This window comes from Streptosporangium vulgare (assembly GCF_042428775.1).
Taxonomy (GTDB): Bacteria; Actinomycetota; Actinomycetes; order Streptosporangiales; family Streptosporangiaceae; genus Streptosporangium; species Streptosporangium vulgare.
The window spans coordinates 64,296-76,502 of record NZ_JBHMBS010000035.1; the positions used below are offsets into that span (position 1 = coordinate 64,296).

6 protein-coding genes and 1 pseudogene are annotated in these 12,207 nt (G+C 75.4%); all 7 read left to right on the forward strand.

What is annotated here, in order from left to right; translation table 11 throughout:
* The first annotated feature begins 46 nt into the window (after positions 1-46).
* Complete coding sequence (locus ACFFRH_RS39450; protein WP_344744503.1) at positions 47-1,246, forward strand: ATP-binding protein; 1,200 nt, start codon at positions 47-49, stop codon at positions 1,244-1,246.
* 299 nt (positions 1,247-1,545) lie between these two features.
* Complete coding sequence (locus ACFFRH_RS39455; protein ID WP_386162695.1) at positions 1,546-5,373, forward strand: vWA domain-containing protein; 3,828 nt, start codon at positions 1,546-1,548, stop codon at positions 5,371-5,373.
* Positions 5,370-7,526 (forward strand): hypothetical protein, encoded by a 2,157-nt coding sequence (locus tag ACFFRH_RS39460; RefSeq protein ID WP_386162698.1) that lies wholly within the window; start codon positions 5,370-5,372, stop codon positions 7,524-7,526. The genes ACFFRH_RS39455 and ACFFRH_RS39460 overlap by 4 nt, the downstream gene beginning before the upstream one ends.
* 130 nt (positions 7,527-7,656) lie before the next feature.
* A complete protein-coding gene (locus tag ACFFRH_RS39465) occupies positions 7,657-8,085 on the forward strand; it encodes a nitroreductase family deazaflavin-dependent oxidoreductase (protein ID WP_344744498.1) in 429 nt (142 codons plus the stop codon).
* A 507-nt stretch (positions 8,086-8,592) separates the two neighbouring features.
* Positions 8,593-10,107, forward strand: a complete 1,515-nt coding sequence (locus tag ACFFRH_RS39470; protein ID WP_344744497.1) for an FAD-dependent monooxygenase — start codon at positions 8,593-8,595, stop codon at positions 10,105-10,107.
* A 124-nt stretch (positions 10,108-10,231) separates the two neighbouring features.
* Positions 10,232-11,635: a helix-turn-helix domain-containing protein gene (locus ACFFRH_RS39475; protein WP_344744496.1), complete on the forward strand. Its 1,404-nt coding sequence runs from the start codon at positions 10,232-10,234 to the stop codon at positions 11,633-11,635.
* 259 nt (positions 11,636-11,894) lie between these two features.
* A pseudogene (locus tag ACFFRH_RS39480) lies at positions 11,895-12,207 on the forward strand (histidine kinase); the annotation flags it as partial.

Consider the following 12,207-nt stretch of genomic DNA (forward strand, 5'->3'; position numbering starts at 1 on the left):
GGTCCCGGCCGGACCCGGCAGTTTCCCGACCAGAAGGATCCCCTCGATGACCATGACGGAACAGGTGGCCCCCGCGGCCCTTCCCGACCGGCGTACGCTGCCGGCCGAGGAACAGCACGCCACCGAACTCGCCTTCCTCGCCGCCCACGACGACGGCCCCCGCCCGCCCGGCTGGGCGCTGACCCCGCGCGCGGTCGTCACCTTCGTCTGCGGCAGCGGGGGCGAGACCCTCGAACTGCCCGGATCCCGGCGGGCGAAGGGCGGCGGCGATGGTGACGGCGACGGCGCGCCGCCCGTCAGGCTCGCCATCACCCCCAAGTTCGTCGGTGAGCGTTCCCTGGTGGAACGCTGCGTGGTCACCCTCGCCGGCGAGCGCGGCCTGCTGCTGGTCGGCGAGCCGGGAACCGCCAAGTCGATGCTCTCCGAACTCCTCGCCGCCGCCGTCTGCGGCACGAGCGCCCTCACCGTGCAGGGCACCGCCGGCACCACCGAGGACGCCTTCCGGTACGGCTGGAACTACGCCCTGCTCCTCGCCCAGGGACCGAGCCGCCAGGCGCTGGTCGACTCCCCGGTGCTGGCCGCCATGCGGGCCGGGCAGGTCGTCCGGATCGAGGAGATCACCCGCTGCCTGCCCGAGGTGCAGGACGCCCTGGTGTCGATCCTGTCCGACCGGCGCCTCAGCGTGCCCGAACTCGCGGGCACGCCCGACGCCCTGACGGCGGCCACCCCCGGTTTCACCGTGATCGCCACGGCCAACCTGCGCGACCGGGGCGTCTCGGAGATGTCTGCGGCCCTCAAGCGCCGGTTCAACTTCGAGACCGTCGCCCCCATCGCCGATCCCGTCGCCGAGGCCGCCCTGGTGCGCGGCCAGGCCACCGCCGTGGTGCGGCGGGCCGGTGCCGCCTTCGGCGTCGACGACGCCGTGCTGGACGCGCTGGTCACCGTCTTCCGCGACCTGCGCTCGGGCCGCTCGGCGGAGGGCTGGGACGTGGAGCGCCCGGGAACCGTGATGTCCACGGCCGAGGCGGTGCAGGTGGCGGCCTCCCTCGGGGTGGCGGCGGCCTACCTGCCCGGCGGGGACGTCCTCGACCTGGTACCCGGTCACCTGCTCGGTGTGGTCCGCAAGGACGACCCGGCCGACCACGCGCGGCTGCTCGGCTACTGGGACGGCCCGGTGCGACGTCGCGCCGAGGACGGCTCCGCGATGTGGCGCCGCCTCTGGGACCTGCGGGAGAGCCTGCGGTGACGAGCGATCGACGGGAGAGCACTCCCGGCACGGAGAACACGGCGAACGCGGGTGCTCAAGACGGTGATGCCCGGGTGCCGGCAGGGCCTGGTTCCGGGGTTTCCGGTGGTGACGTCGAGGTGACGGCGGGGCCTGGTTCCGGGGTTCTCGGTGGGGACGTCCAAGAGGGTGATGTCGGGGTGGCCGTTGAGCACGGCGCCGATGTTTCCGACGGTGGCGTCCGAGACGGTGGCGTCGAGGTGACGGCGGGGCATGGCTCCGGGGTTCTCGGTGGGGACGTTCGAGACGGTGACGTCCCGGTGACGGCTGATCGTGGTTCCGGTCTTCCTGGTGGGGACGCTCACGGTGGGGACGCCGGTGCCGATCCGCGGGGCGCGGTGGAGGCGCTCGCGGGGACGGGTGACGGGCAGCCCTACCTGCTCGGCGTGCGCCACCACAGCCCCGCGCTGGCGGCTGCCGTCCCGGCCCTGCTCGACGCCGCCGGAGCCGAGGTGGTCTGCGTCGAACTGCCCGCCGACTTCCAGCCGTGGCTGGTCCACCTCGCGGATCCGGCCACCCTCGCCCCGGTCGCCCTCGCCGGTACGGGCGGCGACGGGCGGCTCGGCTTCTACCCCTTCGCCGACTTCTCGCCCGAGCTGGCCGCCATCCGCTGGGCGCGTGAACGCGGGGCCGAGGTCCTCTGCTGCGACCTCCCGCTCTCCGCCCCCGCCTGGTCGGAGAGCGATCCGGCCGGGTCCGATGCCGCGACACCGGCCGGGTCCGCCGGGGTGACCCCTGCCGGGTCCGGTGCGGTGACCCCTGCCGGGTCGGGCGCGGCGACACCGCCGTCCAGGGCCTTCGCCGACGGCCTCGCCGCCTCCGCCACCGGCAGGGAGGGGGACGACATGTGGGACCGCGCCGTCGAGGTCCTCGCTCCCGGCTGCCCGCCCGAGGCGGTCCGCCGCGCCGCGCTGGGCGTGGGCTGGGCGCTGCGACAGGACGCGGAGGCCTCGGGTGGAGTGTCGCCCGGCGACCTGGCCCGTGAGGCGTACATGCGTGAGGTTCTCGCCGAGGCGGCCGTCGGGGGGCGCCGGGTCGCCGCGGTGATCGTCCCCTTCCACGCTCCCGCCCTGGTCACCCGTGGCCCGGTCGCCCCGGCTCCGGCACGCGGCACCGGCGTCCCCGACATGCCGGGCGCCGGAGGCCCCTCGCCCGCCACGTCGCTCGTCCCGTACGCGTTCGACCTGCTCGACTCCAGGTCCGGCTACCCGGCGGGCATCCGCGACCCGCGCTGGCAGCAGGCGGTCCTCGTCGCGGGCGGCGACCCCGTGAGGATCAGGGACGCCGCCGCCCGTACGATCACCGAGATCTGCCGTGAGCTGCGCGCCGCCGGGCACACCGCGGGCACCGGCGAGGCCGTGGAGACGCTGCGGCTCGCCTGTGACCTGGCCCGTCTGCGCGGGCTGCCCGCGCCGGGGCGCGGCGAGCTGCTGGAGGCGGTGACGACCGTGCTCGGCCAGGGCGAACCCCTGGGGCGCGGCTGGGCGCTCGCCCGCGCCCTCGAGACGGTCCTCGTCGGCACCGAGCGCGGCAGGACCGCGCCGGGCACCCCCCGCTCCGGGCTGGGCCCCGCGGTCGAGGCCGAACTGGCGGAGCTGCGGCTGCCCCACCCCGGCGACCCCGGTTCCCGGGAGGTCCGCCTCGACCCGCTCCGCTCGGACCTGGACCGCCGCCGCGAGGTCCTGCTGCAGCGCCTGCTGGTGTGCGGCACCGGCTACGGACGGCCGACCGAGGTGACGGGCACCGGTGACGGGACCGCCCTCACCACCAGGTGGCAGCTCTCGTGGACGCCCTCGGCCGCCGCGCTGCTGGACCTGGCGGGCGTACGGGGCGTCACCGCGGCCCTGGCCGCCGAGGGGACGCTGCGCGAGACCTTCCGCAGGGAGTCCGCAGAGGGCGGCCCCACCTGCGAGCTGGTCCTCGCGGGACTGCGCGCCGCGGCCGCCTGCGACCTGAGCGACCTGGTCGCCGACCGCCTTGAGGACGCCGCCTCCGTGCTGCCCGCCACCGCGGGACTGCCCGAGCTGCTCCAGGCCCTCGACCTGCTGGAGGCGCTGCGCCACGAGCACCTCCCCGGTACCACGCCGGAGAGCCGGGACCGGGCGGCGGAGCTGGCGGGCACCCTGCTGGAGGCGGCCGTGCGGTCGCTGCCCGGCCTGGCGGGCAGCGACCGGCCCGAGGACGCCGCCGCCCTGATCGCGCTCGTCACCCGCTCCGCCGAGCAGCGGCTCGGCCTGGGTCTCGACGACGCGCTGGACACCCTCGCGCGCACCGGTTCCCCGCTCATCCAGGGGACCGCGCTCGCGGCCCGCGTCCTGCTCGACCTGGACGCGCCGGACACCCTCGGGGCCCGAGCCGCCGGATGGATCGACACCGCCACCGGACCGGCGGGACGCCACCGGCTGTCCCGTCTGCTCACCGGCCTGCTGGTCGCCGCGGGCCCGCTCCTGCAGTCGGCGGCCGGTGCCCTCGATCCACTGCTCGACCGCGTCGACGGCCTCACCGACCAGGATTTCCTCGACCGGCTGCCCGCGCTGCGCGGCGGCTTCGACACGCTCGCCCCGGCGGCGCGCGACCGGCTGCTGCGGGCCGTGACCGACCGTCTCGGTGACCGGCTCGACCTGGCGTTGGGCGCCCCGCCCGAGCTCGTGGCACTCTGGACCGCCGCGGACGCCGCCGGACGGGCCGCCCTGACCGCCCTGCGGCTTCCCGTGCCCGGCCTCTCCCTCCCCCCGGCCGGATCCGGGACGTCCGCGCCGCCCGAGCCACCCGCGCCGCCTGTGCCCCCCGCCCAGGATGGGCCGGCCACGGCCATCGGGGAGCCGGATCCCCGCGTCGCTTCTCCCGGGGAGGATCCTTCCGCCGCGCCCTCCGGGGAGGCGGGCGAGCCTCCGGCCGCGGCCCTGGCAGGAGAGGAACAGGAAGAGGAACCGGAAGGGGAAAGGGAGGCCGCCCCGCGGCGGCTCGCCCCGGCCGACCGGTGGCGACTGCTCCTCGGAAGGGAGACCGGGCGGCTGCCCGCAGGAGCGAGGCGCTACGCGCACGCCCTGGACGAGTTGTACGGGGCGGGCCGGGGAGAGGGGGCGGGTGACTTCGGGTACGGGCCGGGCGACGGTGGCGACGCGGGCGGGCAGGGTGCCTCCTTCCCCTCCGCCCGTGAGTGGGCCGAGGAGCTCGACGCCCTGTTCGGAACGGAGGTGCGGGAGGAGGTACTGGCCGACGCGGCCGGTGCCGGCCGGACCGACGTGCTGGCCGAGCTCGACCCCGACTCGGTGCGCCCGTCGATCGACCTGCTGACCTCCGTCCTGACCCTGGCAGGCGGGCTGCCCGAGCAGAGGCTCTCCCGGCTGAGGCCGCTCGTCCGCCGCCTGGTCGCCGAGCTGGCCAGGGAACTCGCCACCCGGTTGCGCCCCGCGCTGACCGGACTGGCGACGCCGCGTCCCACCCGGCGCCCCGGAGGGCGGCTCAACCTGCCCGCCACCCTCAGGGCCAACCTGGCGCACACGCGCCGGACGGGCGACGGCAGGCTCCTCGTCGTGCCGGAACGGCCGGTCTTCACCACCCGGGTACGCAACGAGGCCGACTGGCGGCTGGTCTTCGTGGTCGACGTGTCGGGCTCGATGGAGGCCTCGGTGATCTGGTCCGCGCTCACCGCGGCCGTCCTGGGAGGTGTCCCCACGCTCTCCACCCACTTCCTGGCCTTCTCCACCAGCGTGATCGACCTGACGGACCGGGTCGCCGACCCGCTGTCCCTGCTGCTCGACGTGCGGGTCGGCGGCGGCACGCACATCGCCGCCGGGCTCGCCCACGCGCGCTCCCTGGTCACCGTGCCGAGCCGCACGCTCGTCGTGGTGGTCAGCGACTTCGAGGAGGGCTACCCGCTCGGAGGGCTTCTCGGCGAGGTCCGCTCCCTCGTCTCCTCCGGCGTGCACCTGCTGGGCTGCGCCGCCCTGGACGACAGCGGAGCCCCGCGCTACTCGGTGCCCGTCGCCCAGCAGCTCGTCGCGGCGGGCATGCCCGTCGCCGCACTCAGCCCGCTCGCCCTCGCCCGCTGGGTGGGCGACCGTCTCCGAGGAGAGAACCGTTGAACCCCCCAGCCTCCGCCGTCTCCCCGGCGGCCCCGGCGACTCCGGCAGGGCAGCTGCCGCCGGTGGAGCCGCACGTGGTCGCCTCGGCCGTGGAGGAGCTCACGCCCCGGCTGCGCAAGAAACTCGACGCGGCGATCGAGCGGTGCGCCGGGCTCCCGGCCGTCGCCGACGGTCAGGGCGTCTCCATCAGCTGGGGGGAGGACGCGGTGGTCACCCTCACGCCGGGGTCACCCGGTGTGATCGCCGACCCCGGCGCGGCCCGGTGCAGCTGCCTGCTCGCGCCCCGCTGCCTGCACCGGGCGGCCGTCCTCAGCGCCTGCCCGGTCGCGGACCCGGCCCTGTCGATGCCTCCGGACCTGCCCGCGGACCTGCCAGGGAACTCGGACTCGGGCGCGGGGACGAGCACCGGCGCGGGTCCGGGTCCGGAGATGGAGACGGAGACGGAACCCGGTTCGCGTACGGGGTCGGGAACGGTCGCGGACCGGGCCGCAGGCCTCGTCCCGGCCCCCGGCGGGAAGGCGTCCCCGCTCGCGGGCGCGCCCCCCGCCGCGGACCTGCCCTCCGTCCCTGCCCCCGTCCCCGCTCCCGTCCAGGTCCTCGCCTCCGGCCCCAACGCCGGGCAGACGGCCGCCGCGTCCGGGCTCTGGGCCGCCGCCGCCGGGGTTCTCGCGGGCGGGGTGCCCGGTGCCGGGGCGGTGCCCCAGGCCGAACTGCTCCGCGCGGCCCACACGGCCCGGGTGGCGGGTCTGCACCGGGCCGAGGCCGCCGCCCTGCGCGTCGTCCGCGAGCTGCGGGCCGCTCGCGCCCGCCATGACGGTCATCGCCTCGCCGACCTGGTCTCCGCGCTCCGGGAGCTCCTGCTGACCGCGGGCAGGCTCGCGGCGGCCGACCCCGACCCCGCCCTGGTGGGAACCGCGCGCCGCGCCTACCGGCGGGGCGAGGGGCTGAGGGTGTACGGGGTCTGCAGGGAACCGGTGATCAGTGCCACCGGCTACGGCGGGGTGGTCACCCACCTCGTCGCCGAGGACGGCCGCTGGTTCTCCGTCGCCGACGTCAGGCCCGGGGGATCGGCCCGTGCCCGGGGCGCCGCCACCGCCACCGTCGCCCTCGGCGCGGCGGCTCTCGACCACGCCCAGCTCGCCCGGCGGGGGCTGCTGATCTCCGGTGCGACGATCTCCCCGGACGGGCGCCTCGGCGCGGGCCGAGGTGTGCGGGCCAACCCCGTCGCGGGACTGTCCTGGTCGGAAGGGCCGCTGGCGGCCCTGTTCGCCCGGCCGCTCGCGACGGTGGCCGACGCGGTGTTCTCCGGGACCTCGTGGAGCGACCCGCGGGACGGCGGGGCGGCGGAACAGCCGGTCGGATGCGACCTGGAGATCGTCGGCGCCGAGGGGGACCGGCTGCTCGCCCGGGAGCTACCGCCTCCCACGGAACGGGACCGCGCCGGATCGGCGGAGGGGGGGACGCGGGGAACGCGGGAGCCGCTGATCCGGCTCGTGGCGGCCGACTCCCACCCCGAGCTGGCCCATGTCGCCAACCTGCGGCAGCTCGCGTCCAGGCCGGGGCTGCGGGTGCGGGTGATCGGCCGGTTGGACCTCGGGCGGGCCGCCACCCTGCGCCCGCTCGCGGTCGGGCCGGTTCCGGGCGCCGGGCCCACGCTGCGCCTGCCCGCCGAATGGCTGGACCGCGCCGACCTCGGGTACGACCGCCTGCAGGGGGCCCACCTTCCGCCCCGCGACGCCTGCTCGTCCCGGCGGGAGGCGGCCGGGTCCGACCCGGACCCCGTGGCGGGCTCACCCCTGTGGCGGGCGGGCCGTCTCGTCGAGCTGGCCGTCTCCGGAGGGCGGCGGGCGGTCGCCGAGTCCGCTCGCGACGGTGACTCCCTCGCCCAGCTGGTCCCGCTCCGCCGGGCGGGATTCGAGACCTCCGCGGACCTCGTCGCCGCGCTCACCGAGGAGGCGGACCGCCGCACCCGCGACGTGTTCGGCCGCCTGGTCGACTCCGGCGGCGACGGGTACGCCTGGGCGTGGCTCGCCGCGGCGGTCCACCTCGCGGCCACCGAACGGGCCCTCGTCCAGGCGTCCTGGCACGACGGCCACCTCCACCGCGATCCCGGTGAGCCGGACGACCACGACCGCCGTGAAACGAGGGGGTGAGGGGGGAGCGAGGAGGCCGGATCGCCGCGACCGGAAGAGCCAGAGGAACCGGAAGAGCCAGAAGGACCGGATCGGGATCGGAGCGAAACCGGATCAAGAAATGTCACCGGGGGCCGCTAGCGTGAGCCGCATGAGCGACGAGATCACCGACTCACCCACCGACTGGGTCTCCAAACACCTCCGCAAATACGTCGAGTCGAACGGCGCGGACGGTCACCTTTACTACGGCAGGCCCACCCTGCTGCTGACCACCGTCGGCCGCAGGTCCGGGCTGAGGCGGCGGACCCCGCTGATCTACGGCCGCGACGGTGACGACTACGTGGTCGTCGCCTCCAACGGCGGGGCCGACGACCACCCGCTGTGGTACCACAACGTGCTGGCCCTGCCGCGGGTCGAGGTGCAGGTGGTGGCCGAGGTGTTCCCCGCCGTCGCGCGGACCGCGACCGCCGGGGAGAAGCCCGCCCTGTGGGAGCAGATGGTCGGCATCCACGGTGAGTACGCCGCCTACCAGCGCAAGACCGCGCGCGACATCCCGGTGGTGATTCTCACCCGCGCCTGAGGCCCGGCACCGGCGCGTGCCCGGCACGGGCACCCCGGAGCGGTCGGCGCCGCCCGTGCCGGAGGCGGCCGGGCTGCGCCGGAGCGGCCCGGCACCGTCACCGGCCGGATCCGGCTCGACCGGGCGGCGCTCGGCGTACCGTGCGGGACCGAGGCCGTACGCGGCGTGTCGGGCCGAGCCGATCATGGTCGGTGGGTGGCGTTTCGGGCCGGGCGACGGCGGCCCCGGCCGGTTCTCGATCCGTGGTGGCGGGCCGGGCGCGGGTGTCGTGGCGATCACACCGCGGGCGGGGGCGGGCGCCGACACGCCGGGGAAAGCCTGGTCGTAGCATGAGAGGGCCGCCGATGGTCGTCGTACGACATCGGCCGGACGAGGCGGCGGCGAAAGACGGACGGTGCCGGAGCGGCGATTCGCCGGTCCGAGGGCCGGATCTCAGCGTGCGAGGAAAGGCAGGGGTGGATCGGCGCTGGTTTTCATCCCGGTGATCGCGTCAGGGAGCCGCCTCGCGTGGGATTGGAGACGCTGATGGTGCCGTTCGACACGGATGTGCTGGTTGTTGGTGCCGGCCCCGCGGGCCTGCTGATCGCGGGTGATCTCGCCGCGAGAGGTGTCGCCTGCACCGTCGTGGAGCGGGACCCCCAGTGCTCGAGGCTCACCCAGGTCTTCCCCCTGCACGCTCGTACGCTTGAGCAACTCGACGCCCGGGGTGTCGCCGACGAGTTGATCGGCACCGGCACGATCGTCGAGACGGTGCGGATGTTCAACGGCCTGGATCTCGACCTGTCCCACCTGCCCTCGCGGTTCCCGTTCCTGCTGTGCACCCCGCGGTGCAACGCCGAGCGGGTGCTCGAGGAGCGTGCCACCCGGTTCGGGGCGGAGATCGTGCGCGGCGCCGAGGCGGTCGGGCTGAGCCAGGACGCGGCCGGGGTGGACGTCGACGTACGCGCCGACGGCATGATGCGGACCTGGCGCGCGCGGTTCGTCGTGGGCGCCGACGACCTGCGCAGCGTCGTGCGGGACGCGCTGGGCGTCCCGTTTCCCGGACGCTCCGCCGTGCAGTCGGTCATGCAGGCCGACGTCCTTCTGGAGGAGAAGCCGGAGCGGGATCTGATCCTCACCGCCAACGAGGAGGGTTTCTCCTTCGTCTCCTCCCATGGCGACGGCTGGTACCAGGTCGTCGCCTGGGACCGGCGGCGGCAGCTTCCCGACAGCGCCAAGATCAGCCTTCGCGAGATCAGTGACGCCACCCGGCGTGTCATGGGCAGCGACTTCGGCATGCACGACGCCCGCCGGCTGTCGAGGGCCCACAGCGACGAGCGGCAGGTGCTCCGCTATCGCGTCGGCCGGGTGTTCCTGGCCGCCGACACCGCGTACGTGCACTCGCTGGCGTGCGGGCAGGGCGTGAACACCGGCCTGCAGGACGCGGCCAACCTCGGCTGGAAGCTCGTCGCCGGGGTCCAGGGCTGGGCGCCGGACGGCCTGCTCGACACCTACCACACCGAGCGGTATCCGGTCGGCAGGAGGGCCCTGCGGATGAACAGCACCATGCTCAGCGCCGCCATGGGTTCGACCTGGCGGTCGCGGGTCGCCCGTTCCGTGCTTCCCGCCGCCGCGAACCGGATCCGCCCCCTCGGCCGCTGGCTGGCCGAGACCGTGTCGGGCCTGGGCATCTCCTATCCCGCCCTCCCGGGAGCGCACCGGCTGGCCGGCCAGAGGGTGCCGGACATCCGCCTGGCCGGGGAGCCGGTCCGGCTGTACGAGGCGCTGCGGGCCGGGCGCTTCGTGATCCTCGCCCCCGAGGGCGATCCGGCGGACGCGGCGGGCTCGCCGTACGGGGAGCGGGTGATCCACGCCGTTCCCGCGTGCGGTGGCCTCCCCGTGCTGCTGATCCGTCCGGACGGCTACATCGCCTGTGCCATCGAGGAGAGGAACCCCGCCTCCCTCGACGTCGCCCTGCGCGCGGCCCTGGCCGCGTGGTGCGCCGCCCGCCCCCCGGTGGTATCTGCCACGAAACCCGGGTGAAACGGTCTGCCGCTACCGCCCTGTTGGCCACGAAGGGCAGTACGATCTAGTGTAATTAACAGTAAACCGTGCGTAAGGAGTGGGACGTGGATCTCATCGTGCCGCCGACGGAACGGCTCTGGTGATGGCCGGTCAAGCAACCATCGGCGACCGCATCCGTGGATTGCGGTTGAGCAGGCACATGTCCCAGGCGCAGTTGGCCGGGCCAGACCTGTCTGACAGTTACGTTTCGCTCATCGAGTCCGGAAAACGGACTCCCACCCCGGTCGTCACACGCCTGCTCGCCGATCGGCTCGGCTGCGGCATTGAGTTCCTGCTCCACGGGATCGAGCCCCACCAGCGCGTCGACACCGCGCTCGCCCTGCGGCAGGCCGAGCTCGAGCTGTACCACGGGGACCCGGCCGTCGCGGCCGGGCTCTTCGCGGACACGGCCAAGGCCGCGGGGGGCGACAACGCCGCCCTCGCCGCGCAGGCGCGCTTCGGCCAGGCCCGCGCGCTGGAGGCCCAGGGGCACACGGCTCGGGCGGTCGAGGTCTACGAGCTGCTTCGCCACGAGGCCGCGGCGCATCCCGAGCGCCTCGCCGACCTGCCGCTCGTCGTGGCGCTCTGCCGCTGCTACCACCGCGCGGGTGACACGCAGCGCGCCCGGGACCTCGGGAGGGAGGCCCTGGCCCAGGCCGACCGGCTCGGGCTCGACCGGGGTGACCTCGCCCTCGACCTCGCCGCCGTGCTCGCCGAGATGGAGGTCGACCTCGCGTACGTCGAGCGCGTGCTGACCGCCTCCCACCTGCCCGACACCGTTGACCGCGAGCCGGAGGTCCTCGGCCTGTGGCGGGCCGGCACGGCCGCGGCGGAGGAGGAGAACTCCGCGCTCGCCGCGCGGCTCGCGGCGGACGCCGTCGCCGCCGGGCGTCCCGCGCGGATGGCCGTCCGCTACGTCCGGAGCGCGATGCGCTGGGCGTGGACCGCCACCTCGCGTCCCGAAGACGCGGATCTCGACCGGGCGGGTGAGTTCGCCGCCTCCGCGACCGAGATCCTCTCGCGCCTGTCGCCCGGCACGATCGAGCACGCCCGGGGCATGGTCGTGCTCTCCAGGGTGCGGCTGCGCTCCGGCGACGCGGACGCCGCCGGCGAGCTGGTCGGACAGGCCCTCGGCCTGCTCGACGGCGTGCGCGGGACGGTGCCGGCGATGGCGTACGTGGTTCTGGCCGAACTGGCTCTGGCACGCTCCAAAGACGGCGGCCCGGCGCTGGAGAAGGCTCAGGAACTGCTCGCCGACCCGGTCGCCTCGGTGGCCTCCTACGTCGACCGGGAATCGGCCAGGCTCTGGCGCGAGATCGGTGACCTCTGGGGCCGGGCCGGTGTGCCGGAGAGGCAGGCGAACGCCTACCGCAGCGCGCTCGAAACCGTCGGGGTCAGCTCGCGTACGGAGACTCCGCCCGGCTCGACGTGGCGTGAGGTGGTCGTCCCGGTCGTCCCGGCCGTCCCGGCGCACCTCGGCGTCTCGCACGAGTCGAAGGCCGGGTGACCTTCCCTTCCCGGTTCCCCCGCCCCTGATCCCTTCGATCCTCCGTTCCCGAGCGCAACGGATCGGCCCCTGCGCCTTCGCGGCCAGGGGCCGTTCCCGTTCCGCGGGGCGCCCGCCGGCGACGCCGGGCGGGGGCGTCGGCGGCAAGGAGATGTGAGGGCACGTCACGTTCCTCCGTGCCTCCTGACCTGCCGCCGCGCCTCGTGCGCGCTCATCCCCCGGCGGGTGGGGAGCGCGTACGAGGGGCAGACTCGGAGGTATGGCTATGGGGGAGTCAGGGCCGTTGATCCCGCACATGAGGCTGGACGAGCTGCTGCAGGAGCTGCGAGAGCGTCTGGAGGCGGTGCTGGCCACCCGCGACCGGGCGCACGCGCTGCTGGACGCGGTGGTCGCGGTGGGCAGCGACCTGGACCTGGAGACCATGCTGCGCAGGATCGTGGAGACCGCCACCCGGCTGGTCGACGCCACCTACGGCGCGCTGGGCGTGGCCGGGGAGCACAGCACGCTCGTCCAGTTCGTCCCGGTGGGGTTGAGCGAGGAGGAGATCGCGCGGATCGAGCACTGGCCGCACG